The sequence below is a fragment of the Luteibacter sp. TLI7-4A genome (assembly GCF_056754745.1).
Map to the genome: position 1 here is coordinate 3692501 of NZ_JBPGWO010000001.1, position 25517 is coordinate 3718017.

Sequence of the window (25517 nt, forward strand, 5' to 3'; positions counted from 1 at the left end):
CCTTTAAAGAAAGCGTAATAGCTCACTGGTCGAGTCGGTCTGCGCGGAAGATTTAACGGGGCTAAGCTATGCACCGAAGCTCGGGGTGCACACCTTTTGAGGTGTGCGCGGTAGAGGAGCGTTCCGTAGGCCTGTGAAGGTGAGTCGTAAGGCTTGCTGGAGGTATCGGAAGTGCGAATGCTGACATGAGTAACGATAAGGGGGGTGAAAAGCCCCCCCGCCGAAAGCCCAAGGTTTCCTCGCGCAACGTTCATCGGCGCAGGGTGAGTCGGCCCCTAAGGCGAGGCAGAAATGCGTAGTCGATGGGAAGCAGGTTAATATTCCTGCACTTTTCTACAGTGCGATGTGGGGACGGAGAAGGTTAGGTCTACCAGGCGTTGGTTGTCCTGGGGAAAGGCGGTAGGCATGATTCTTAGGCAAATCCGGGAATCTCTATGCCGAGCACCGAGACGAGTCCTATGAGGACGAAGTGACTGACACCACGCTTCCAGGAAAAGCCACTAAGCTTCAGCTGTAGAAAAACCGTACCGTAAACCGACACTGGTAGGCAGGGTGAGAATCCCAAGGCGCTTGAGAGAACTCGGGTGAAGGAACTAGGCAAAATGGCACCGTAACTTCGGGAGAAGGTGCGCCTCTTGGTGTGGTCACGTGCGTGACTGAGCATCGAGGGGTCGCAGTAACCTGGCCGCTGCGACTGTTTATCAAAAACACAGCACTCTGCAAACACGAAAGTGGACGTATAGGGTGTGACGCCTGCCCGGTGCTGGAAGGTTAATTGATGGGGTCAGCCGCAAGGCGAAGCTCTTGATCGAAGCCCCAGTAAACGGCGGCCGTAACTATAACGGTCCTAAGGTAGCGAAATTCCTTGTCGGGTAAGTTCCGACCTGCACGAATGGCGTAACGACAGCGGCGCTGTCTCCACCCGAGACTCAGTGAAATTGAAATCGCTGTGAAGATGCAGCGTTCCCGCGGCAAGACGGAAAGACCCCGTGAACCTTTACTATAGCTTTACACTGAACGTTGAGTTCTTCTGTGTAGGATAGGTGGGAGGCTATGAAACCGAGACGCTAGTTTCGGTGGAGCCATCCTTGAAATACCACCCTGAAGTGCTTGACGTTCTAACCTAGGTCCGTAATCCGGATCGGGGACCGTGTATGGTGGGTAGTTTGACTGGGGCGGTCTCCTCCCAAAGAGTAACGGAGGAGCACGAAGGTACGCTCAGCGCGGTCGGACATCGCGCACTGTGTGCAAAGGCATAAGCGTGCTTGACTGCGAGATCGACGGATCAAGCAGGTACGAAAGTAGGTCTTAGTGATCCGGTGGTTCTGTATGGAAGGGCCATCGCTCAACGGATAAAAGGTACTCCGGGGATAACAGGCTGATACCGCCCAAGAGTTCATATCGACGGCGGTGTTTGGCACCTCGATGTCGGCTCATCACATCCTGGGGCTGTAGCCGGTCCCAAGGGTATGGCTGTTCGCCATTTAAAGTGGTACGCGAGCTGGGTTCAGAACGTCGTGAGACAGTTCGGTCCCTATCTGTCGTGGGCGTTGGAGATTTGAGGGGGGCTGCTCCTAGTACGAGAGGACCGGAGTGGACGTTCCGCTGGTGTTCGGGTTGTCATGCCCATGGCATTGCCCGGTAGCTACGAACGGAAGTGATAACCGCTGAAAGCATCTAAGCGGGAAGCACGCCCCAAGATGAGATCTCCCGAGAGCTTGACTCTCCTTAAGGCACCATCAAGACTAGGTGGTTGATAGGCGCGGTGTGGAAGTGCAGCAATGCATTGAGCTTACGCGTACTAATGAGCCGTGAGGCTTGACCATATAACCCCAAGACGCTTCACCGTCTTTATCGCTTACTCGCGGTTCGATGAAAACCCGGACGCTTGTCACTCGTTTACACCCTCTGTGGAGCCGGCGCATCTGCGCTGCTCCCACCCCTTCCCTGGCGGCTATAGCGGCGTGGTCCCACCTGATCCCATCCCGAACTCAGAAGTGAAACGCGCATGCGCCGATGGTAGTGTGGCTCAAGCCATGCAAGAGTAGGTCACCGCCAGGGGCTTTATCCCAAAAACCCGGTCTCGTCAGAGGCCGGGTTTTTTCTTTGCGCGCAGCGCGACCCGCAACAGGTCACCGCCAGGGGCTTTATCCCAAAAACCCGTCACGAGCTATCGTGGCGGGTTTTTTCTTTGCCGGTGGGAGCCGACCCTGTCGGCGATCCCGCGGCAGCGGGCCAGACCACCCCACGCACCTATCGCCGACACGGTCGGCTCCCACCCGCGCCAGCGCGGCTCCTCGCCCGAGCCAAGGCCACTCACACCGCGTAGTCGCCCACCAGCTCCCGAGGCCATCGGGTCATGCCACCCATCACGGCCGATCGGCTACATTAGGCCCATGTATCTACAGACTTTCGGGCTGCGTGAGCCTCCGTTCGGCGATGCACCGGACCTCCGGTTTGCGTGCTTGTTCACGCGCGAGCGGGAGATCCTCGCGCATGTCGAATACGAGCTTGGCTCCAGCACCTCCAGCGTCAGTCTGGTGACAGGCGAGCCGGGTATCGGCAAGACGCTGCTATGCATGCTCATCGAGGCGGATGCGCCGAATCATGGCGTGCGCGCGGTGCGCCACGGTGCCGGCGACTATGCCCTGGAAACCGTTGCCTGGCTCCGCTCCCTCTATGCCGGCTTCGGCCTGCCGTTGCCGCTGAGCGCCGAAGCCAATACCGAAGAACATCTCGTCGACGGTTTGGCCGCAGGCCTCGGGCGGCTCGCGCACCACGTCAGCCATCGCTTCCTGCTCATCCTCGATGACGCGGAGGAGCTCAGCGACGGCGACCTGGCCATCGTCGCGCGTCTGTTCAACGCGTGCGAGAAGGCGGCCGCGCCATTTCACATCGTCCTTGTCGGGGAACCGTCACTTCGCGAGCGCTTCGCCGGAGCCGGTGTTCCCGAGTTGACGGGGCATATTCGCAGCAGGCTTCCTCTCGTCCCGCTCAATGCCGAAGAAAGCGAGCGATATGTCCGGCATCGGCTGCATGTGGCAGGAACCTCGCGCATGCCTTTCAGCCGCCTCGGCCTGCGCAGTCTGCGTGACGATGGCAAAGGCAATCCGCGGCGCCTGAACACGCTCGCCCACCGGGCGCTGGAAAGGGCGGCTGAACGTGGCGAACAGTCCATCGGCGAGCGCGCCCTGGGCTTCGTGGTGCGCGAGGCCCTGCCGCAGCACGCGCGCTATTGGCTGCGGCGTTATCGCAAGCCGATCCTCGCGATCGGGGCGATGCTGGCCATCCTGTTCGTCGGCGGAGTGGCCACCTGGTTCCTCACCGGCCACAGTCCCTCGCGGCCCAAGAACCTGGTGACCGTCACGCCGGAGCAGGCGCTGGCCAGGTTCCGCGATGCGCTGCCGACCCCGGATGTGGGCAAGGTGCGTGTCTGGGGCGAGCTTCTCGCCCGTTGGCAGGTGACATCGAAGGAAACCTCCGTCGCCAACGCGATCAACTGCGATGCCGTCATCTTCCCCGGGTTCGCCTGCGTCAGCGGTCGTGGCTCCCTTGACCAGTTGCGACGTTTCGACCGCCCCATCGTCCTCGAACTGGACGAGGCCGACGCGAAGCAGCAAGTCCTGCTGGTCGGTGCGGGGGACGATGCCGTGCGCCTGTACCTCGGTGGCAAGTACGTCGAGCTGACGCGGGAAGCCTTCGAGAAAATCTGGGACGGGCGTTTCTACGCCGTGTTCCGCATCGACCCGGCGATGCCACCCAAGCTCGCCCGTGGCGCCAGCGGTGACGGAATGGCCTGGTTGCTCAGCCGCTTGCCGCCCGATCCCACGGCCGGCGGCAAGGCCACGGCGCCGGCCACCTTCGACCGCACGGTGGAAGCCCGCGTGCTCGCCTTGCAACAGCGCTTCGGCATCGCCGCCGACGGCGTGGTGGGGCCGGAAACCATGTTCGCACTGTCTTCGCTGGAAGCCGACGGGCCGCACCTCGCCCGCGGCGTGCCTTGAGCATGTTCGTCCAGGTCGATACCCGGCGGCGGTCCCGCTTGTGCTGGGCGACGATGCTCGTCGTCATCGTATGCGTGGTGAGTTTCGTCGCGCTGGCCCTGAGTGGCCGCACCGAGCGCATCTCGATCATGCTGCATTGGGGCACGGTGCCCGCGCACCTGTTCGGCACCGGCTTGCCCTTGTGGGAGCAGGTGAGCGATCCCGCGCTACTGCGCCTGTTCACGGCCATGTTCATCCACGGCGGCTGGTTGCACCTGCTGAGCAACCTGCTCTTCCTCGTGATCTTCAGCCTGCCCGCCGAACGGAGCCTCGGATCGCCGCGGTTCCTGCTGCTGTTCCTGCTGGGTGGCGTGGTGGCGAATCTTATCGGTGCGATTTCGCTCACCGGCGTGCGCGTGGCGATCATCGGTTGCAGCGGCGCGGTATCCGCGGTGGTGGGCGCCTATGTCACATTGTTCCCGCGCGCGAAACTCGGCCTGGTCCTACCGCTCGGCCTGTACCTCGAGTTCGTCCGCGTGCCTGCCTTCGTGTTGATCGGCATCTGGGCCCTCGTGCAGCTGCTTTTCAGCTACGCGGGCGCCAGCTACGGTGCCGTCGTCTGGTGGACCCACATCGGCGGCTTCCTCTTCGGCATCGTGTTCGCGCTGTTCTCGCGTGGCGCCATCGCCCGCCGTTTACGCGGCTGACATCTCGCGCGAGGCGAGCAGGTGCTCGCGTACGAAGTTGCGCAGCAGCATCGTCGCATCGGGTGTAGGGACGACCGCGGCAAGCAATGCATCGGGAGCGTGGCCTTCTTCACGCAGCACGTCGTGCTTGCGCCGGATATAGGCGCGCATCACCTCGGCGGAGAACTCCGGATGGAACTGCGTGCTGATCGCGTGCTTGCCGTAGCGGACGAGGTGGTGCGGATCACGGTCGGACCGCGCCAGCGATACCGCGCCATGGGGCAATTCCATGACGCTCTGCTCGTGCGTGGCATGGGCATGGAACTCCTGCGGCAGGCCAGCACCGAGGGCGTCCTTCACGGCATCGCCCTGCGTCATGATGCGCAGCGTGCCCATTTCGCGGCCGCCGGGCAGGTAATCCACCCGGCCCCCCAGCGCATGCGACATCAGCTGGTGCCCGTAGCACACGCCCAGCATCGGCAGGTCGACGTCCATGGCGTTGCGAATCCATGCCGCCGTGCGTTCGCTCCAGGGCAGCTTCTCCGTTACCATCGACGCTGAACCGGTGATCACGGCGCCCGCGCAGTCATCGGGATCGGGCAGGCGATCGCCCTGCTCGACGTCGATCACGCGGACGTGCGCGTCGCGAAGACGCAAGCCAAGCCGGAACCAGCGTGGAAAATCGCCATGACGAGCGCTGATGGCCTCGGGCGCACGCCCGGTACGAACGATGAGAACGGGCTTCATGGTTGGATGCTGTCGTCGATATCGGTGGGCGGGAGCACATTGAGTACTTCCCGTACGGTAGTGAGCCCGGCGGCCACCTGCATGGCCGCCGAGATGCGCAGTGGTTTCATGCCTTCGCGCAGGGCCGCGCCGCCGAACTTGCCGAGGTCGAGTTCGGACGAAATGATCGAACGAAGCCTCGCGGAGACAGGCATCATCTCGTAGACGCCGGTGCGGCCGAGGAAGCCCGTCTTGCGGCATTCCAGGCACCCGACCGGTTCGAATACGCGTTCCGGCACGGGAATATCCCAGCCGTGGGTGAGTACGCCCCATGCGTCGGGATCCTGCATGCCCGTGGTCTTGCAGTGCGGGCAAAGCGTGCGCACCAATCGTTGGGCGACGACACCCGTCAACGTGGACTGGATGAGGTAGTGCGGCACGCCCAGGTCGAGCAGGCGGGTCACCGCGCTGGGCGAATCGTTGGTATGCAGGGTCGACAGGACCAGGTGGCCGGTGAGCGAGGCCTGCACCGCCATCTGCGCGGTTTCCAGGTCGCGGATCTCACCGATCATGATGATGTCCGGGTCCTGGCGCAGGAGCGTCCGCACGCCAGCGGCGAAATCCAGCTCGATCCCGGGCTGCACCTGCATCTGGTTGAGTTCGGGCGAGACCATTTCGATGGGGTCTTCGACCGTGCAGACATTGAGTTCCGGTCGCGCAAGATGCTTCAACGTCGAATAGAGCGTCGTGGTCTTGCCCGAGCCGGTGGGGCCGGTCACCAGCACGATGCCGTGCGGACGCTCGACCATGCCTCGCCAGATGCGATCTTCCTCGGCCGAAAAGCCCAGCTGCGCGAAATCCTTCATCACCAGGTCGGGATCGAAGATACGCATCACCACCTTCTCGCCGAAGGCGGTCGGCATGGTGGATATGCGCAATTCCACTTCGCGCCCCCCCGCCGACCGCGTCTTGATGCGGCCATCCTGCGGACGGCGCTTTTCCGCCACGTCCATGCGCGCGAGGATCTTCACGCGCGCCGTCACGGCGGTCATCACTGGCGGCGGTAGCTCGAACACCTTCTGCATCACGCCGTCGATACGGAAGCGCATCTGCCCGGCGTCGCGTCGCGGCTCGAGGTGGATGTCCGATGCGCGTTGTTCGAAGGCGTATTGCAGCAGCCAGTCGACGATGTGCACGACGTGGCGATCGTCCGCACCGACCTCGCCGGACTTGCCGAGTTCGACCAGCTGTTCGAAGTTGATGATCTTGTTGGGTTCGCTGCCCCCCTTGGCGTCCTGGGCGAGCTGGATCGACCGCTGCACGCCGTAGAACTCGAGCAGGTAACGGTTGATGTCGATCGGATTCGACACCACGCGGCGGACATCGCGGCGGAGCATGTGGGCCAGGTCGTTCGCCCAGGCCATGTCGAAGGGCTCGGCCGTGGCGAAGGTGACCTCCCCGGACGACGCGGCCACGGGCAGGATGCGATGGCGCTGCGCGTAGGCGCTGCTCACCACCTGGGTGACCTGGGCCACGTTGACCTTCATGGGGTCGATCTTGAGGTAGGGCAGGTCGGCCTTGCCGGCCAGCCATTCCATCAGGGTTTCCAGGCTGAGTGGACGCCCCGTCTCCCGGCGGTTTTCCAGCTTGCTGTTGGCGACCAGCACGAGGGGGTGCAACTCGATGGCCGACTTGCCGCTGCGCGAGCTCATGCGGACACGCTTGGCGTCCTCGCCGGTGAGGTACCCGTCGACGACGAGCGAGGCGAGCACCTCGTCCAGTTCCAGCCGGCCTCGGCGGCCGAGCAGCGCGCCGGGATGCGGATTGACTGCCATTGCGTCCGACCCTGTGTGAATCCTACGCCGCTATACTAGCCCGCTTTCTCAAGGACTCGGGAACCATGTCCGCGCCCACCTTCCAAGACGTGATCCAGACCCTGAACCGCTATTGGGCGGACCAGGGCTGCGTGCTGGTCCAGCCGCTCGACACCGAGGTCGGTGCGGGTACGTTCCACCCGGCCACCTTCCTCCGCGCGCTCGGACCCGAGCCCTGGGCCGCCGCCTATGTCCAACCCTGCCGCCGCCCGACGGATGGCCGCTACGGCGATAACCCGAACCGCCTGCAGCACTACTACCAGTACCAGGTGGTGCTCAAGCCGAACCCGGACGACATCCTCGAACGTTACATCGGCTCGCTGAAGGCGCTGGGCATCGATCCGCTGGTACACGACCTGCGCTTCGTCGAGGACAACTGGGAATCGCCCACCCTGGGTGCCTGGGGGCTCGGCTGGGAGGTCTGGCTGAACGGCATGGAGGTGACCCAGTTCACCTACTTCCAGCAGGCCGGCGGCCTGGAATGCCGGCCCGTGACGGGCGAGATCACCTATGGCCTCGAGCGCCTGGTGATGTACCTGCAGAACGTCGACAGCATCTACGACATCGTGTGGACGCATGCCCCCCACGGCGTGGTGACCTACGGTGACGTGTTCCACCAGAACGAAGTGGAGCAGAGCACCTACAATTTCGAATACGCCAACGTGGCCGAACTGCTGCACTGGTTCGACGTATGCGAGAGCGAGGCCGGCAAGCTCATCGCCGCGGGCCTGCCGTTGCCCGCGTACGAGCAGGTCTGCAAGGCCAGCCACGCCTTCAACCTGCTCGACGCCCGGCGCGCCATCAGCGTGACCGAACGCCAGCGCTACATCCTGCGCGTGCGCACGCTGGCACGCAGCGTGGCCGAGGCCTATGTGGCCCAGCGCGAGAAGCTCGGCTTCCCGGGCCTGAAGAACGACAAGGAGGCCGCCCATGGCCGATAAGCGACTGCCCCTCGTCATCGAGCTGGGCACCGAGGAACTGCCGCCGAAGGCGCTCGATGACCTTGCCGGCGCCTTCGCACGCGGAGTCGTCGAGGGCCTGGAGAAGCGCGGCATCGCGGCCGACTACGCTTCGGCAAAAACCTACGCATCGCCGCGCCGTCTCGCCGTGCACATCGCGGACGTCGCCATGGCCCAGCCCGAGCAGAACGTGGAACGCCGCGGTCCCGCCGTGGCCGCCAGCCTGGGCGCCGATGGCGAGCCCAGCAAGGCGCTGGTCGGCTTCGCGCAATCCTGTGGCGTCGAGGTTTCCGCGCTGGAGAAGCTCGAAACCGACAAGGGGGCGTGGTTCGTCTTCCGCGCCGTGAAGTCCGGACAGCCCACGGCGGCGCTGTTGCCCGAGATCGTGACTGAGGCGCTCAAGGCGCTGCCGATCCCCAAGGCCATGCGCTGGGGCAATCGCGAGGACAGCTTCGTACGCCCGGTGCATACGCTGCTGATGCTGCATGGCGCGGATATCGTCGACGGCGAGATCCTCGGCCTGACGAGCGGCCGCCTCAGCAGCGGTCATCGCTTCCACCATCCCAAGCCGGTGCACGTGGCGGACGCCGACAGCTGGCTCGACGCGTTGCGCCATGCGCACGTCATCGCCGATCCTGCCGCGCGTCGCCAGCGGGTACGCGATGAGGTCGCCCGCCTCGCCACCGGTGGTATCCCGCGCCTCTCCGAAGGGTTGCTCGACGAGATCGCCAACCTCACCGAGTGGCCGGTCGCCATCGCCTGCACGTTCGAGCGCGAGTTCCTGGACGTGCCGCCCGAAGCGCTGGTCACCACCATGGAGACCAACCAGAAGTTCGTCCCGGTGTTCGATGCCGAGGGCAGGCTGACGGAACACTTCATCGGCGTGGCCAACATCGAAAGCCGCGATCCCGCGGAGATCCGCAAAGGCTACGAGCGCGTGATCCGCCCGCGCTTCGCCGACGCGAAGTTCTTCTGGGACGAAGACCTCAAGACACCGCTGGCCGATTACCAGGAAGGTCTGAAGAACGTCACCTATCAGCAGTCGCTGGGCAGCCTATGGGACAAGACCGTGCGGGTCGCCGAACTGGCGCGCATCATCGCCAACCGGGTCGGCGTCGATGCCGGCCAGGCCACCCATGCCGCCGCGCTCGCGAAGTGCGACCTGCTCACGCGGATGGTCGGCGAATTCCCCGAATTGCAGGGCGTGATGGGTCGTTACTACGCCACGCGCCAGGGTATCGCGACCGAGGTGGCCGATGCGCTCGACAGCTTCTACCAGCCGCGTTTCGGTGGCGATGCCATCGCCGCCGGCAAGGTCGGCCAGGTGCTGGCCGTGGCGGAACGCCTGGACACCCTCGCGGGCATCTTCGCCGTCGGCATGAAACCCAGCGGCAACAAGGACCCGTTCGCCCTGCGCCGCGCCGCGCTCGGCCTGGCGCGCACCCTGATCGAGGGCGGCCTGGACATCGACCTGCGCGCCACCCTGACGGAGGCGTTCGAACTGGTTCCGGAAGCCGCCCTGGTCGCCGGCGTGAAGCCCGGCAAGGACGGCAAGGCTCCGACCGTCGACATCGGCGCCCGCCGCCGCGAACTTGGTGACGAGGTCCACGCCTTCGTGCTCGATCGCCTGCGCGGCTACTATGCCGACCAGGGGTATTCGGCCGACCAGTTCGAAGCCGTCCTGGCCGTGACGCCGGCGACGCTGCCCGACTTCGACCGCCGCCTGCGCGCCGTGGCCGAGTTCGCCCGCCGTGACGAGGCGGCCAGCCTGGCCGCGGCGAACAAGCGCGTGGCCAATATCCTGCGCAAGCAGGCGGAGGAAGCCAACGCCGCGCCGGTCCCGGGCACGGTCGATCCGGCGCATTTCGAGCTGGATGCGGAGCGTGAGTTGCACGCGGCGCTGGATGCCGCTCGCGCGGATACCCGGACGTTGCTGGCCGGTGGCGACTACACCGGCACGCTGGCGCGGCTGTCCGCGCTGCAAGCGCCCGTGGACCGCTTCTTCGACGACGTGTTGGTCAACGCGGAGAACCCGGCCGTGCGCAGCAATCGCCTGGCGCTCCTGGCGCAGTTGAAAGCCAGTTTCGGAGCGATCGCCGATATTTCACGGCTGTGATCTCACGGCCGTGACGTGTGGCGCGCGGTAACTCGCGCGCCAACGCGTTGGCGCGGCATCAGGCTACCGCGACGCCCTTGTCGTCGTGGATGCGAGACACCACCGTGCGCCTGAAGGCGACCATCCGGTCCGCGTAGTCCTGCTCGCCGGAACGGCTGAGGATCGAATACATCTCGGCTACCAGGTCGGCGTGGCGCACGGGCGAGAAGCGGCTGCCGGCCATCTCGATGTCCGATTGCAGCAGCTTCATCGCCGCGGCGAGGCGCGACGGGTCCAGCATGCCCGGAGCGGTGGCCGATATCTCGCGGCCGTCGCGGCCACGCGTGGATTCCGAGGACTCGGTGCGTGCCACGGCGTCGTCGCCCGAGCCATCGAGCATCATCGGGCCCTCGCCGGCGGCGAGCCAGACCAGCGACAGGCCCAGGGTCTTGGCCATCGTCACGCACCGGCCCCGGGAGGGGTCGGTGTTGCCGTCCCGCCAGCTGCGTACGACGCCCTCGGAGAAGCCGCAACGGCGGGCGATCTCACTGACGCTGCCGCACATCTTGATGACCGCGCGCACGCGGGTGGCAAACGAGGACGTCGGCACCGCGGTGTCGACACGCCCGATTTCCAGTCCCACGTGGGCGGCGTCTGCCAGGATGGATCCCCGTGAATTGTCGTTCATGCGATTGAAACCTCGTGATTCAGAAGGCCGCCCCCCGGCGATTACGCGCAACCAACGCGCGAACCTGATGGTTGGTGTACAGCGACTAGCCTTCGAAAGCCTTTCATGCCGGAAGTTTCCGTATTTTCTCGCTGCCTCGATGGGGAAGTCCTGCGGCGAGCTGGTCGATGGCTGTAAGTAATTGCCCGTTTTCTCTAGGAATGATTCCTAGGCGAAAATCGCATATAGGCCAAAGGTCACGGTGGCGATCCCTGTAAGTGGCGGACCGGGCGCAAGTTTTTGCGTCGCTTGTCTGATTGGATCGTGAAAGGCTGTCCCGGCATGTAATTTTTGCGTGAAACGAGGTGTTGCGGCAGCGCAACGGTTTACGTATACGTGAAAAGGCATCGGGCGTACCGCGATGCGAGGGGATGCGGCAGGTGCCTGAAAACACGGGCCGCAGCAGGGGAAACACACTGCCGATCGACGCGAAACCTGGTCTCCGCCGGGACGGGATCGGCTTGCCATGAATCGCAAGAAGATGCGATTTGCGACTTTCCAGGGGAGAAGCATTTCAATGAATGTACGCAATTACCGGGCGGCCCTGTTCGGTCGCCGGACCGCATTAGCCGCCGCCATCGGCCTATGCACCGTCTCCGGTGCCGTGCTGGCCCAGTCCAACGTGACGGGTTCGATCTTCGGCACCGTCAGTCCGCAGCAAGGTACCGCCATCACGGTGTCCAGCGCCGAAACCGGCTTCTCGCGCACCGTGCCGGTGGACTCCAGCGGCCGTTACCGCTTCAGTTCGCTGCCGCCCGGCACCTACAAGGTCACCCTCGAGAACAACGGGGCCGTCGTCAGCACGCGCGACAACGTCACCGTGACGATCTCGGGCGGCTCGGACGTATCGTTTGGCTCGACCGCGTCGGCCGCCGAGGCCAGCACGCTCGAAGGTGTTTCGGTGTCCGCCACGGCCATGCCGACCATCGACGTCTCGTCGGTCGATACGCGTACCGTACTTACCGCGGAGCAGCTCAACAAACTTCCGATCACGCGCGATGTGCTCGCCGCCGCATTGCTGGCGCCCGGCGTCATCGGCAACTCCAGTTACAAGGATGCCCTCGGTAATCCGGTGCCCAGCTTCGGTGGCTCCGCGTCATCCGAGAACGCGTACTTCATCAATGGCTATGCGGTCACCAATCCGTTGACCTCGATCGGCCTCACACAGCTGCCGTTCGATGCGATCGACCAACAGCAGGTGCTCACCGGTGGTTACGGCGCGGAGTTCGGCCGTTCGACCGGCGGTGTCATCAACATCGTGACCAAGCGCGGTACGAATGATTGGCACGGCGGCGTCTACACCATTTGGGAGCCGTCGGGCACTCGCGCCTCGCCGCGTAACTCGAACTATCCCAACACGGGCTTCTATCCGGCCACGGACGGGACGATCTACCAGTACTACAAGAAGAACGAGTATTGGCGGTCCACCATTGGCGCCTATGCCAGCGGCCCGTTGATCAAGGACAAGCTGTTCTTCTACCTCGACGCTGAAATCAATCGCCGCGAAGGCTCCGGTATCGCGGCGAGCACCGGTGCGGGCGCGGTCACCTCGGCAACCGTGGGCCGTAACGGTTGGAACGACTACCAGTACAAGATTCCCCGCTGGCTGGCGAAGGTCGACTGGAACATCACCGACGACCACCACATCGAGCTGACCGGTGCCTCGGACAAGACCGAATACACCTCGAGTACGTATGGTTTCAGCTATGCCACGAAGACGCACGGCAACGTGCAGAACGGTGGTACCTACACGAAGGATGGCGGCGACCTCTACGTCGGAAAGTACACCGGCTACATCACCGACAATTTCACCGTGTCGGCGTTGTATGGGCAGCAGCGCATCGATCACGTGCAGACGCCCTTCGGCTATAACGCGGACTGCCCGCTGATCAGCATCGCCAGCGCCAATTCCCGTGCACCTGGCATCAACTACGGCAGCTGCCAGACAACCTCCACGGCGGTTCGCGTACCGGGAGCCAACGACGAGACCAACGGCTGGCGCCTCGATCTCGAGTACCGTCTTGGCGACCATGACATCCGCTTCGGCGCGGATCGCCAGGAAGCCAAGTCGTTCACCGGTACATCGTTGCCTGGCGGGTACAGCTGGACCTATAACCAGCAGAACAATCCCAACCAGGCCATCGACGCAGGCCACGGTGTAGGCGCCCCGAGTGCCGCCGGCGGTCTCGGTACGCAGGGTTACTATGTGACCCGTACCTACACCACCACCTCGGCGAAGGTGAAGACGGTGCAGGAATCGCAGTACATCGATGACCATTGGCAGCTCACCGATCGCTGGATGATCTATGCCGGCCTGCGTAACGAACAATTCAAGAACTACAACGGGAACAACGAGGTCTACGCCAAGCAGCGTCACCAGCTAGCGCCGCGCCTCGGTGTGTCGTGGGATGTCATGGGCGATTCCACGTTGAAGGTCTACGCCAATGCCGGTCGTTACCACCTGGCCATGCCGAATAACGTCGCGGTTCGCGCCGCTTCCGGATCGCTCGGCACGGCTGAGTACTTCACTTATACGGGAACCGATCCGGTAACCGGCGCACCGACCGGGCTTGTCTCCGTGCCTGTCAATCAGGCCTCGGGCTACACCTGCGGCGGCAGCAACGCCGTGTCCGCGAACCTCGAGTGTGGCATCGCTCCAGACCCACGCACCGTCGCCGCCAAGGGCCTGAAGTCGCATTACCAGGACGAGTACATCGCCGGTCTCGACCAGGCCATCACGCCTACCTTCAACTGGGGCGCCAAGCTGACCTGGCGTCAGCTGCGCAGCGCGATCGATGACACCTGCACTCCCGCACTGGGTGGCGCCTGCTTCCTGTTCAATCCGGGCACCGGCAACACCTTCCTGCAGCAGCAGGACGACGGTTCGTTCGTCACGGTGCATTACTCGAAGGATGCCCTGCAACTGCCGGACCTGAAGCGCAAGTACTACGCTGTCGACCTGTACGTCGAGCATCCGTTCGCCGACAAGTGGTACGGCCGCATCGACTACACCTGGTCGCGTAGCTACGGCAACACGGAAGGCCAGTTGGCCTCCGACCTTGATACCGGCAACGGTGGCCAGGCCGACGTGTCGGTCACTCAGGACTGGGATCTGCCCCAGCTGATGGTCGGTGCCAACGGAAAACTGCCGAACAACCGCACGCATCAGATCAAGGCCTTCGGTTACTACCAGCTCAACGACGATTGGCGTTTCGGCGCCAACCTGAACATCGCATCGGGCCGTCCGAAGAATTGCACGAGCTTCTACCCGACCGCTGATGCCGGCCTTTACAACGGTGCGTTCTATTACTGGTGCGGTCTTCCCGGCACGGCGGGTTACGAGCGTTCGCCTCGCGGTTCGCACGGCAACACGCCCTGGACCTATATCGTCAACCTCAATGCCGCGTACACGCCGAACTGGCTGGACAAGAACCTCACGTTCCAGGTCGACGTGCTGAACGTGTTCAACAAGCAGACTCCGACGGCGTATAACCCCCGTTATGCCTCGTCGCGCTCGACGGTAAGCCCGCTCTACGACCGCGAACTCAACTACACCGATCCGCGCACGGTTCGTTTCACGGCGCGCTACGACTTCTGATCGGTTAGCGAAGACTTCTCAACAACAAGAGCCTCGGGCGGAGGGAACCGCCCAGAGGTGATAACAAAGCGTCTCCCCAGATCGCCCTCGTCCCCCGACGAGGGCTTTTTTTCTAGGAATGATTCCTAGGTAAAAATCTCAGTGGGCGTGCAAGTGACAATAGTCACATTCGTAACTGCCTGTGCGTCCGATGGATTTTTTTCGACGAGCTACGCCTGCTACGTAGATAATTGCCTAGATTTGTAAAAATCCTGTGAGATTTTCGTATTGCGGTCGCATGACAGCGACGGTATACGTGTCCTACGTCACATGCATTGTGGCGATTCGGGGTGCGGGGTCCTTTCGCGGATCCTGCTGTTGAAAGGGGATTTTTCAGCCTCCGATCTCTCAGAAGCCTGGCGCTAGCCGGGCCGGGATCGGCTTGCCGCTTTTCGCAGATGCTTGCGAAGCGGAATTTTCATCGGGGAGATACAGAATGAATTCGCGTTACAACCGCGCCGCTATCCTGGGCCGCCGCACCGCATTGGCCCTCGCCATTGGCCTGGGTACCGTGTCCGGTGCCGCGTTCGCCCAGTCGACCACGGGCTCCATCTTCGGCCAGGTGCCGGCAGGTGCTGGCCAGACCGTGACCGCCACCAATGAAACGGGCGTTTCCCGCACCGTTCCCGTCGATGCAGCCGGCCGCTACTCGATCAGCTCGCTGCCGCTGGGCAACTACAAGGTGACGCTGAACAAGGACGGTGCCGCCGTCGATTCGCGTTCCGACGTGACCCTTCGCGTGGGTGCCGGTACGGAAGTGGGCTTTGGCGCTCCGGCGTCGGCTGCCTCGGCCTCCAGCCTGGAAGGCGTGACCGTCTCGGCCAACGCGCTGCCCTCGATCGACGTCAGCGCGGTCGACTCGCGCACCGTCATCACCTCCGAGCAGTTGTCGAAGCTGCCGCTGGCGCGCACCGCCGAAGCCATCGCGCTGCTGGCGCCGGGCGCCGTCGCCGGCAGCTCGTTCTTCGTCGGCCCGACCGGTAACCCCCTCGTCTCGATCGCCGGCAGCGCCGTGACCGAGAACGCGTACTACATCAACGGCTTCAACACGACCGATCCGCTCAGCGGCTTCGGTGGTATCACCTTGCCATACGGCGCCATCGACCAGCAGGAAATCCTCGCCGGCGGTTACGGCGCGGCCTACGGCCGTTCGTCGGGTGGCGTGATCAGCCAGGTTGGTAAGCGCGGCACGAACGATTGGCACTTCGGTGCCCAGGCCCTGTGGGAGCCGAACGGCACCAAGGCCAACCCGATGAACTTCTACAGCAAGGTCGGTCCGAACGCCGGCAAGCTGTACGACGACAACCGCAGCGACAAGCTGTGGCGCACGACGTATTCCGCGTATGCCGGTGGTCCCCTGATCAAGGACACCCTCTTCGTCTTCCTCGCCGCGGAACAGGAGCGTCGTGAAGGTGACCAGAAGACGAGTTCGGCGGCGCCGTTCGTCTACAAGCAGTCGTACCGTAACCCGAAGTTCTACGGCAAGGTCGACTGGAACATCACTGACAGCAACATCCTCGAAGTCACCGGCGCATCGAACAAGCAGAACTACGACGCATCGATCTACGAGTACAGCTACGCGGACAAGACCAAGGGTGACTTCGTCGGCAAGGACACGGCCAGTGTGAACAAATCAGGCGCGGATCTGTACACCGCCAAGTTCACCAGCTACATCACCGATGACCTGACCCTCACCGCGCTCTACGGCAAGATGAAGGGCACGTACTACACCCAGTCCGGTGGCGATCAGTCCTTGCCGTCGATCCTGCAGGCCAACCAGCAGGATCCGCTCATTGGTGGCAACATCACCAATGCGAATCCCTCCGCGACCACGGCCGACCCGAAGCATAAGTCCACCAATACGAACTTCCGCGTCGACCTGAGCTACCACATCGGCGATCACATGCTCGTCGCCGGTATCGACAATCAGAAGGTGCTCGACAAGGACGACGGCGATTCCACCACCGGCCCGGGCTACGCCTGGGAATACTGGAACACCGCCCCCGGCACGCCCATCATCGGCACGTCGCCGACCGATGCCGCCTACGTCGCTCCGCCGGGTGGCCGTGGCTACTACGTCGCACGTTACGTCTACCGCACCGCCGCGTCGGTTCGCACGACACAGCGCGCGCAGTACATCGAAGACACCTGGCAGGTCAGCGACCGCTGGATGGTGAAGCTGGGTCTGCGTAACGACCAGTTCACCAACTACAACCAGGATGGCGTGCCCTACCTGAAGCTGACCACTCCGCAGTGGGCCCCGCGCCTGGGTGCCACCTGGGACGTCAACGGCGATTCCAGCCTGAAGATCTACGCCAACGCGGGTCGTTACTACCTCGCGCTGCCCGCGACCGTCGCGCTGCGTTCGGCCGGTGCCTCGCTCTACACCCGCGAGTACTTCAACTACACGGGTATCGATGGCAATGGCATCCCGACCGGCCTGACGCCGATCTTCAGCAGCACCGGCGGCCCGATCTCGGCCAACAGCGAGTACGGCATTCCGCGCGACCCGAAGACCGCCGCCGCGACCGACATCAAGTCGGAGTACCAGGACGAGTTCATCCTCGGCTTCGACGCGGCCTTGACGGACAAGTGGACGTACGGTGCGAAGGCCACGGTGCGCAAGCTGCGTAACGCGATCGACGATGTCGGCGACAGTGGCGCGATCCTGAGCAAGATGGAACGGTCGGGTATCGATCCGGACACCATCGGCGACATCCAGGGTAGCTACCTGTTCAACCCGGGCCGCGCCAACACGTTCCTGATCCCGAACACCAACGGCGGCTACTACAGCGTCAAGATGAACAACGAGGACTTCGGTTTCCCGCACTCCAAGCGTAACTACTACGGCCTCGAGCTGTACCTGGAGCATGCGTGGGACGGCAAGTACCAGGTTCGCTTCGACTACGTCTACTCGAAGAGCTACGGCAACTCGGAAGGCCAGGTCCGTTCGGACATCCGCCAGGACAACGTCTCGGCGACGGTCGACTGGGATTACGCGGAGGTCATGCAGTACGCGAACGGCGAACTGGCGAACAGCCGCAAGCACAACCTCAAGATCTACGGCTCGTATCAGCTGGCGCCGGAATGGCTCGTCTCGGGCAACATCGGTATCGCCTCGGGTGCACCGAAGAGCTGCCTTGGCTTCTATGGGCCGGACGAGACGAATCCGAACCTCGGTTACGGCTCGTACTACCACTGGTGCGATGGCAAGCCGTCGCCTCCGGGTGAGGCAGGTCACAATCCGTGGACCTATATCGTCACGGGTAGCGTCGAATATCGTCCGGATTGGGCCGACAGGAAGCTCGCCTTCAACGTCACCGTGTTCAATCTGCTGAACCAGCGCAAGGAAACGCAGATTTATCCGATCCACGGCAGCGAAGCCAAGCCGAACCCGCGCTACGACATTCCGCTCTACCAGACCACGCCGCGTTACGCCCGCTTCGGTATCAGCTACGACTTCTGATCGGGCCTGACCGTAAGAAGCAGCTAAAAGAAGAAAGGCCGTGGGGGTGGGAAACCACCTCCACGGCAAGTTAAAGCGTCTCTCCAGATTGCCCTCCACCCCTCCCGGTCGAGGGCGCTTTTTTAGCGGAACTGTTTCAACTGTAAGCAAAATTCCCTGTTTCCCTGAGATTTGCACCCCTCAGGCCGACGGATATAGCGTTAGAAAAACCGCCGACCCCGTGTAAATAATTTGTTGACACGGTGGTCGGCGTACGCCTATGTTCGGCATCGACGATTCTGGGCGGACCCATTCGTAAACCACGATAGGGCCGGTCCGGTGAAGTCGACGGCTTGTCGGGAGCAGGTCCAATGGGGGCGTTCACTCTGGGAGGAGTAGAGCGCTGGTAAGTCCCCTGGAGCATTGCACCGTACGGGCCACTTTTTTCCGGCCTTGGTCGGTTTTGCTTGATTTCAGGCCCGGTTAGGGCCGATCTGGGGAGATTTGCAATGAGTTCTCGCAGCATCCGGCAGGCTTCCGTCCTGCGTCGTTCCTCGTTGGCGCTTGCGCTGGCGATCAGCCTGGGCGGCACTGGCGTCGTCCTCGCGCAGTCCACCACGGGTAATATCTTCGGCACCGGCGCCCAGCCGGGCGACACCGTCCAGATCAGCGGCTCCACGGGTATCACCCGCGAAGTGCCTGTCGACGCTTCGGGCCGTTACCAGTTCAACAACCTTCCGGTTGGCAGCTACCAGGTCGACCTCAAGCGCAATGGCGCCGTCGTCGATTCGCGCAAGAACGTGAACCTGACGGTCGGCAAGGGCTCGGACGTTTCGTTCAATGCCGCCGCCACCGCCAGCAGCGCCCAATCGCTCGACTCGGTTACCGTCACGGCGAATAGCCTGCCGCCGGTCGATGTCTCGACCGTCGACTCGCGAACCGTCATCACGTCCGAACAGCTGGCCAAGCTGCCGCTGGCCCGTACTGCCGAAGCCATCGCGCTGTTGGCACCGGGTGCGGTCGCCGGCAGCGGTTACTTCTCCGGTCCTACCGGTAACGCCCTGGTTTCGATCGGCGGCGGTTCGGTCACCGAGAACGCGTACTACATCAATGGATTCAACACGACCGATCCGCTCAGCGGCTTCGGTGGTATCACCCTGCCGTACGGCGCGATCGACCAGCAGGAAGTGCTGGCCGGTGGCTATGGTGCCGCCTACGGCCGTTCGGCCGGTGGCGTGATCAGCCAGGTCGGCAAGCGTGGCACGAACGAGTGGCATTTCGGTGCGCAGATCCTGTGGGAACCGCGCGGCACCCGCTCGACCCCGGGTAACGACCACTACATCATCAACGGTCCTTCGACGTCGGCCGGTGAGATCTACAACTACAACAAGAAAGACACCCAGATGCGTACGGTCGAGTCGGCCTACGTGGGTGGTCCGCTGATCAAGGACAAGCTGTACATCTTCCTTGCCGCTGAGCAGGAGCGCGTGAACCAGGATCGTTACACCTCGCAGGACGCGCCGAACTATTACGATCGCACGTACCGCAATCCGAAGTTCTACGGCAAGCTCGACTGGAACATCAACGACAGCAATATCCTCGAAGTCACGGGTGCGTCGAACAAGCAGAACTACGACGCCAACGTCTATGGCTTCGATTACAGCACCCTGACGCGTGGCGATCGTATCGGCAAGGACACGTCGGGTAATCCGCTGAACAAGTCGGGCGCGGATCTGTATACCGCCAAGTTCACCAGCTACATCACCGACGATCTGACCCTGACGGTTCTGTACGGCAAGATGCACGGCACGTACTACAGCCAGGTTCCGCAGACGCAGATGCCGCACATCATCACTCCGAACAACCAGGACCCGTTGCTCAACGGCGGCAGCCCGATCAGCAACGAGAACCCGACCACCCGCGTCTACGATCCGCAGCACAAGTCGACCAATACGAACTTCCGCGTCGACCTGAGCTACCACATCGGCGATCACACGATCACTGCGGGTATGGACAATCAGGATGTGCGCGACACGAACGACGGCCAAGGCACGTCGGGTCCGGGCTACGCCTGGGAGTACCAGCAGCACGATCCGAACACGCCGATCGCTGGTGCGCCTGGCGGCAGCACCTACGTTGCGGCACCGGGCGGTGAGGGTTTCTACGTCGACCGCTACGTCTATGACGCCCGTGCATCGGTTCGCGTGAAGCAGCGCGCGCAGTACATCGAAGATTCGTGGCAGGTAAACGATCGCTGGCTGGTCAAGGTGGGTCTGCGTAACGACCAGTTCACCAACTACAACGGTGTCAGCCAGCCGTATCTCCGTCTTACCAGCCCGCAGTGGGCCCCGCGCCTGGGTGCCACCTGGGACGTCAATGGTGATTCGAGCCTGAAGATCTACGCGAACGCTGGCCGTTACTACCTCGCCATGCCGGCGAGCGTGGCGCTGCGTTCCGCGGGCCAGTCGCTGTACACCCGCGAGTATTTCAACTACACGGGTATCGACGCCAACGGCATCCCGACGGGCCTCACCCCGATCGAAACGGCGACCGGTGGACCGATCTCGGCGAACCGCGAATACGGTCTGCCGCGCGATCCGAAGACCGCTGCCTCGACCAGCCTGAAGTCGGAATACCAGGACGAGTTCATCCTGGGCTTCGACAAGACGCTGGGCGACAAGTGGGTCTACGGCGCCAAGGCGACCGTGCGCAAGCTGAAGAACGCGATCGACGACGTTGGCGATTCGGATGCCATCACGGCCGCTCTGCAGCGTCAGGGTGTGGATCTGGCGACCGTTGGTCCGATCCAGGGCAGCTACCTGTTCAACCCGGGCCGTGCTTCGGACTTCATGGTGCCGAACCTCAATGGTGGCTATTACACCGCGCACGTCACCAATGCCGACTTCGGCTTCCCGCAGCTCAAGCGCAACTACTACGGCCTCGAGATGTACCTCGAGCATCCGTTCGACGGCAAGTGGTACGGCAAGCTGGATTACCTGTACTCGAAGAGCTACGGCAACTCGGAAGGCCAGGTCCGTTCCGACATCGGTCAGGACGACGTTTCGGCCACGGTTGACTGGGACTATCCGCAGTTCATGGATTACGCGAGCGGCGAGCTCTCGAACAGCCGCAAGCACGTGATCAAGGCGTATGGTTCGTATCAGCTTGCGGATGAGTGGATGCTCTCGGGTAATGTGACGGTTGCCTCGGGCGCACCGAAGTCGTGCCTGGGTCTCTACGGCGCCGACGAATCCGATCCGACCGGTTACGGCTCTTACTACCACTACTGCTACGGTGAGCCGTCGGCCCCGGGCAAGGTCGGTCATAACCCCTGGACCTGGCTCGTCGACCTGAGCGCTGAATACCGCCCGACGTGGGCCGACAAGAAGCTTGCCTTCAACGTCACGGTCTTCAACGTGCTCAATACGCGTGAGCGTCTGGCGACGTATCCGCAGGCAGGCGGTATCGGTGCCGTCGATCCGAACTATCGCACGACGCTGTACCAAACCACGCCGCGCTACGCTCGTTTCGGCATCACCTACGACTTCTGATCCATCGATGTCGTAAATCGACGGTCACGCTCCCCACGAGCGTGACCGGCTGAAGAGAAACGCCACCTTCGGGTGGCGTTTTTCGTAAAAACTCACGGAAATCAGCAATTTAAGCTTTTTCGGCAAATCTGACCGGCGGCTTGCCAACCGTGTCGCAAAAGCCGACAAGTGGTTAGATCGTCACTTGACTTTTCCAGAGCCACTTTTGCCGGTATCCTCCAAGATTCCCCCCGGCAGGTCTTGCGCGCCATGCGCGCGCGTATCTTCCGTGACCCACAAAATTTTCCGTTCGTAACGAGGCTCGACCATGCGCAGGATCTTCTTGTCGCTCGCATCCGTGACCGCCCTGGCCTTGGCCGGTTGCAGTGGCGGCTCCGACAACAACGGCCAGCAGGCCGCCGCCGGTGGCAGCGACAATGCCGCTCCCGCCAATGCCAACGCCGTTACCGGAACGGTCGCGCTTCGCGACGCCGGTGCGCAGCTATCGCCGGACGCCAAGCTTGAACTCAAGCTTGTCGACGTCTCGGCCGAAGGTTCGCAGCCCCTGGCATCCAAGACGATCCAGCCGGTCACCTTGCCGCAGCAGTTCCAGCTCGATTTCAACCCCTCCGACGTCAACCCGAACGACATGTACATCGTCGAGGTGTCGTTGCAGGACGGCGAGCGCCATTACTCCTCGCCGCTCAAGACCCCGGTTCTGACCAAGGGCGCGAAGAACGTCGCCAACATCCAGCTCGTCGGCGAAGCCACGCCGGGTGAGAAGGAGCTGGCCGGCTTCAACAGTGTGAAGAAGAACATTGGTGGCATGAAGGTCACCCAGGGCACCGCGCTGAAGGAAGGCGAGTCGCGTGGCTGGCAGATCTTCAAGAAGGGCAACGACGTCCAGTTCGTGATCGAGCTCGTCGATTACGGCGATAAGGGTTTCACCTCGACGAACTACGCTTATAAGAATGGCAAGCCCTGGGTTATCGTCCAGGAGAAGAAGCCGAGCAAGGACGGCAAGCCGACCTCGATCGAGCGCGCGGGTTGGAACGATGCCGGCGAGCTGGTGCTGAAGCAGAACGAAGCCAGCGGCAAGGTCGACGTGCTCAGCGACGATGCCGCCAACGACCTGAAGAAGCAGGCCGAGGCGATGTATGCGAAGGGCGGCGGTAAGAAATAATCGGGCGTTCGCTACAAATAACCATTCATGAAATGGCCCCCGGAGATCGGACACTCGTCCAATCTCCGGGGGTTTTTTCTTGTTACTGCGGAGGGAAGCCGTCGTAGAACGGGCCGGCTACGGTCACCTGCGATGGTGCTGGCGCGTCACATCCTGTGCTCCCCGCAAACGGCCCTGTCGGACCCGCATTGCAGTAGTCACTTTGCGAACGGCCTGTCGCCGAGTGGAAATACTTAATAGAGGACCCATAGTCCACGCCTGCAGGCTGGCAACTTGGAACCCAACCTCCCTGAGTTGAATCGGGAATTCCAGGTAAATAGACGGGAGATCCGCAAGAGATCAGCGTATTCCCACAACCGAATTCAATGCGAATGTAGGTTGTACTACGCGGGTTGACTTGCCCTGCCCAGGAGGCGTTGTTCTGACAATCATCGATTGCCTCGCCGATGATGTTGTCATTCGCGTCGAAATACACGACTTCGTAACCGCGTGCGATGGCTGCGGTGCTTGGCGTCGAAAATCCTACGCCGAGCACGACGAGGAGCGCTAGCAAGAGAAATTTGAGGTGGTTCATTGTGATTGATCCTTAGGTCGATCGAAGGGTTGCAACCATGCTGCATGGTTGCATCACAGCCCTCCCCCTCCGAGTCGAGTCTATGCGGCGCATTTCCCCTGCGCGCATCAAGTAATCAGTTTCCTCCGTGGACTACATGGTTTTCAGAAGTTTCCTACGCATTTACGGCATGCGACTCGAAAAACGAAGACGCCGGCTGCGAAGCCGGCGTCTTCGTCTTTCTTCTGATGTCGAACCGATCAGAACGCCATCTTCACACCCAAATTCAACCCGTTATACCGCTGCGTATCATCAGCGAAGCGGCCCGTGTAGCTCACCCAGCCGCTCCAGGTCTGGTTGAATTCGGCGGTGACGCCGAGGTCGGCGGTGACCCAGGTCTTGTCCGGGGTGAAGCCCTGCACGCTGAACTCGCCCGACATGTTCGTGAGGCCTGCGGTCACGTAGCGGTCGTCGGCGCGGCCGTCGTGGTTGTAGGCCACTTCGGCGAACGGATGCAGCACGGTGTTGCCCGAGGTCCACGAGCCCTGCAGGCGCCAGCCGGCGGTCTCGATGCGAGCGTTACGCGTCTGCCTATCGAAGTGCATCGCCGTGCTGGTGTCGTTGCGCTCGGTGTAGCCGAATACGCGCAGTTGCTCCCACTCCACCGAGACGAACGGGCCGGTCTTCAGCGTCTCGTTGCCGAACCACCAGCCACCGGTGAGGCCGCCGCCGACATGCGAACCGTCGGTCTTGCCCGTTTCCGTGCGGCGGGCAGCGCCGAGGTCGATACGGCGATCGATGTCGGTGAAGCTCAGTTGGCCGAAGCTGGCGAAGCCGCCGAAGTAGCCGCCGCCGTTGTGGTAGAACGCGTAGCCCGAGCCCGCGATGTCCTGCATCTTGTAGCCGCCACCGCCCTGGAAGTCAGCCTTGGACTGCGCGATGCCCAGGGCCACACCCATCGAGACGTGATCGTTGACGCGCGCATCGGCACCGATGGTCAGGTTGACGTTGTCGCTATCGGTCTTGGGCGAGGTGTCGGTGTTCTTGAACTTCTGCTGGCCGTAATCCACGGCTGCGAAAACGCGCGAATCGGCGCCGAAGTTGTCGGCCATCATCTGGTTGCGCAGCGAGCGCACGTGCGCGGCGTTCGAGGCGAGACCGGCCTCGCCGAGCAGCGAGATCTGCTGCGGGGCCGTGATCACCGAGATCGCGTACTGGCCGAGCAGTGCGTGCGCCGCCGTGGTCGGATGGATGCCGTCGGCGAACAGATAGGTGCTGGCCGCATTCGGGTCGCGCAGCGTGCCGGGTGTGCAGGTCAGCGAGCTCGACGTGGTGCAGGCCGGCGTCGTCACGTTGGTGAAGCCGTAGGTGCCCGGGCTCGCGATGACTTCGTTGAGCAACGCGTAGGTGTCGATCGGCACGATGCCGCGGTTGGCCTGGGCCAGGCCGCCGGAGAGGATGCCGTTGTACACCTGGGTCAACTGGGTGATTCCGGCGGAGGCGGCGGCGCCTTGCGACATGGCGGCGGGCGTCTTGCCCACGTCCGGCAGGTTGAAGACGACGATGGTCTTCGCGCCGGCGGCTTGCAGTGCCTTGATCTGCGCGACTTCGTTCTGCGCCGCGGTGGCGACCACGACCTGGGCGGTGGCCGGGTTGGCCGTGGCGGCCAGGAGGTCGTTGGCGCCGATCCACATTGTGTACAGCGCGTTCGGGTCGGCCTTGCCGCCCGTCGATGCCAGATAGGTCTGGATCTGGGTGGAGGTCGGCGGAACGGTCAGGGGCGTGCCGGTCACGGGATTGACGGTCGCGGCGCGAGCGTTGCCGTACGCGTAGTCGGTGCCGCCCAGGAGGGACGGGGTGAGCGTGTAGCCGTAGTGGGCGGCGATGTTCTCCACCGCTACCGTGCCCGGGTTGGTGGTGAAGCGCAGTTGCACCGGCGAGCCGATCAACTTGGAGACGTTGCCGCTGTCGCTGAGGCTGTCGCCGAAGGAAACGACCTGCGTAAAGCCGTCGGCGTGAGCGCCGGCACTGAACAGAAGGGCAGCGCCGATGGCACCGGCAAGATGGCGAATACGCATGTGGTTCACTCCGTGTGTGGGCGTTAGAGAAACGTTACGGT

13 protein-coding genes and 2 rRNA genes (1 of these 15 cut by a window edge) are annotated in these 25517 nt (G+C 63.0%); 10 read left to right on the plus strand and 5 right to left on the minus strand.

Features of this window, described 5'->3' with window-relative positions:
• The 4 genes from ACR9Y6_RS16205 to ACR9Y6_RS16220 form a co-directional block, all read left to right on the plus strand.
• A 23S ribosomal RNA gene (locus ACR9Y6_RS16205) occupies positions 1-1826 on the plus strand; it begins 1059 nt to the left of the window's first position.
• A gap of 120 nt (positions 1827-1946) precedes the next feature.
• Positions 1947-2061, plus strand: a 5S ribosomal RNA gene (rrf, locus tag ACR9Y6_RS16210).
• A 404-nt stretch (positions 2062-2465) separates the two neighbouring features.
• Entirely contained in the window at positions 2466-4004 is a 1539-nt protein-coding gene (locus ACR9Y6_RS16215; protein WP_481282217.1) for an ExeA family protein, read from the plus strand.
• Positions 4005-4006: 2 nt separating this feature from the next.
• Positions 4007-4690, plus strand: coding sequence for a rhomboid family intramembrane serine protease (locus tag ACR9Y6_RS16220; RefSeq protein WP_306849515.1), 684 nt, complete (start codon positions 4007-4009; stop codon positions 4688-4690).
• Here ACR9Y6_RS16220 and ACR9Y6_RS16225 read toward each other — a convergent pair.
• Together ACR9Y6_RS16225 and tfpB are read right to left on the minus strand one after the other, a co-directional pair.
• On the minus strand, positions 4679-5416 hold the full coding sequence (locus ACR9Y6_RS16225; protein ID WP_481282218.1) for a glutamine amidotransferase: 738 nt from the start codon (positions 5414-5416) through the stop codon (positions 4679-4681). The genes ACR9Y6_RS16220 and ACR9Y6_RS16225 overlap by 12 nt on opposite strands.
• Complete coding sequence (gene tfpB / locus ACR9Y6_RS16230; RefSeq protein WP_481282219.1) at positions 5413-7230, minus strand: type IV pilus assembly ATPase TfpB; 1818 nt, start codon at positions 7228-7230, stop codon at positions 5413-5415. Before tfpB ends, ACR9Y6_RS16225 begins: the two co-directional genes overlap by 4 nt.
• Before the next feature lie 65 nt (positions 7231-7295).
• On the opposite strand from tfpB, the gene glyQ reads away from it, so the two are divergent.
• Together glyQ and glyS are read left to right on the plus strand one after the other, a co-directional pair.
• Positions 7296-8210, plus strand: a complete 915-nt coding sequence (gene glyQ / locus ACR9Y6_RS16235) for a glycine--tRNA ligase subunit alpha (protein WP_481282220.1) — start codon at positions 7296-7298, stop codon at positions 8208-8210.
• Complete coding sequence (gene glyS / locus ACR9Y6_RS16240; RefSeq protein WP_481282221.1) at positions 8200-10344, plus strand: glycine--tRNA ligase subunit beta; 2145 nt, start codon at positions 8200-8202, stop codon at positions 10342-10344. Before glyQ ends, glyS begins: the two co-directional genes overlap by 11 nt.
• A gap of 58 nt (positions 10345-10402) precedes the next feature.
• On the opposite strand, the gene ACR9Y6_RS16245 is transcribed toward glyS, so the two are convergent.
• Positions 10403-11011, minus strand: coding sequence for a helix-turn-helix domain-containing protein (locus tag ACR9Y6_RS16245; protein WP_481282222.1), 609 nt, complete (start codon positions 11009-11011; stop codon positions 10403-10405).
• Positions 11012-11567: 556 nt separating this feature from the next.
• Between ACR9Y6_RS16245 and ACR9Y6_RS16250 the strand changes: the two genes are divergently transcribed.
• The 4 genes from ACR9Y6_RS16250 to ACR9Y6_RS16265 all read left to right on the plus strand — a co-directional run bounded on the left by ACR9Y6_RS16250 (position 11568) and on the right by ACR9Y6_RS16265 (position 22845).
• Positions 11568-14648: a TonB-dependent receptor gene (locus tag ACR9Y6_RS16250; RefSeq protein WP_481282223.1), complete on the plus strand. Its 3081-nt coding sequence runs from the start codon at positions 11568-11570 to the stop codon at positions 14646-14648.
• 475 nt (positions 14649-15123) lie between these two features.
• Positions 15124-18153, plus strand: a complete 3030-nt coding sequence (locus tag ACR9Y6_RS16255; RefSeq protein WP_481282224.1) for a TonB-dependent receptor — start codon at positions 15124-15126, stop codon at positions 18151-18153.
• A gap of 488 nt (positions 18154-18641) precedes the next feature.
• Entirely contained in the window at positions 18642-21683 is a 3042-nt protein-coding gene (locus tag ACR9Y6_RS16260) for a TonB-dependent receptor (RefSeq protein ID WP_481282225.1), read from the plus strand.
• Between the two features lie 307 nt (positions 21684-21990).
• A complete protein-coding gene (locus ACR9Y6_RS16265; RefSeq protein WP_481282226.1) occupies positions 21991-22845 on the plus strand; it encodes a YbaY family lipoprotein in 855 nt (284 codons plus the stop codon).
• An 82-nt stretch (positions 22846-22927) separates the two neighbouring features.
• Here the strand turns inward: ACR9Y6_RS16265 and ACR9Y6_RS16270 are convergent, their stop codons facing one another.
• Both ACR9Y6_RS16270 and ACR9Y6_RS16275 read right to left on the minus strand, forming a co-directional pair.
• Positions 22928-23419, minus strand: a complete 492-nt coding sequence (locus ACR9Y6_RS16270) for a hypothetical protein (protein ID WP_481282227.1) — start codon at positions 23417-23419, stop codon at positions 22928-22930.
• Between the two features lie 239 nt (positions 23420-23658).
• The gene (locus ACR9Y6_RS16275; RefSeq protein WP_481282228.1) at positions 23659-25476 is read right to left on the minus strand and encodes an autotransporter domain-containing protein; all 1818 of its coding nucleotides are present in this window, start codon (positions 25474-25476) and stop codon (positions 23659-23661) included.
• Positions 25477-25517: the final 41 nt, after the last annotated feature.

Bases quoted from the DNA above. Each gene is read 5' to 3' on its own strand.
- ACR9Y6_RS16220 (WP_306849515.1), top strand. From the start codon at position 4,007: ATGTTCGTCCAGGTCGATACCCGGCGGCGGTCCCGCTTGTGCTGGGCG.
- ACR9Y6_RS16225 (WP_481282218.1), bottom strand. From the start codon at position 5,416: ATGAAGCCCGTTCTCATCGTTCGTACCGGGCGTGCGCCCGAGGCCATC.
- tfpB (WP_481282219.1), bottom strand. From the start codon at position 7,230: ATGGCAGTCAATCCGCATCCCGGCGCGCTGCTCGGCCGCCGAGGCCGG.
- glyQ (WP_481282220.1), top strand. From the start codon at position 7,296: ATGTCCGCGCCCACCTTCCAAGACGTGATCCAGACCCTGAACCGCTAT.
- glyS (WP_481282221.1), top strand. From the start codon at position 8,200: ATGGCCGATAAGCGACTGCCCCTCGTCATCGAGCTGGGCACCGAGGAA.
- ACR9Y6_RS16245 (WP_481282222.1), bottom strand. From the start codon at position 11,011: ATGAACGACAATTCACGGGGATCCATCCTGGCAGACGCCGCCCACGTG.
- ACR9Y6_RS16250 (WP_481282223.1), top strand. From the start codon at position 11,568: ATGAATGTACGCAATTACCGGGCGGCCCTGTTCGGTCGCCGGACCGCA.
- ACR9Y6_RS16255 (WP_481282224.1), top strand. From the start codon at position 15,124: ATGAATTCGCGTTACAACCGCGCCGCTATCCTGGGCCGCCGCACCGCA.
- ACR9Y6_RS16260 (WP_481282225.1), top strand. From the start codon at position 18,642: ATGAGTTCTCGCAGCATCCGGCAGGCTTCCGTCCTGCGTCGTTCCTCG.
- ACR9Y6_RS16265 (WP_481282226.1), top strand. From the start codon at position 21,991: ATGCGCAGGATCTTCTTGTCGCTCGCATCCGTGACCGCCCTGGCCTTG.
- ACR9Y6_RS16270 (WP_481282227.1), bottom strand. From the start codon at position 23,419: ATGAACCACCTCAAATTTCTCTTGCTAGCGCTCCTCGTCGTGCTCGGC.
- ACR9Y6_RS16275 (WP_481282228.1), bottom strand. From the start codon at position 25,476: ATGCGTATTCGCCATCTTGCCGGTGCCATCGGCGCTGCCCTTCTGTTC.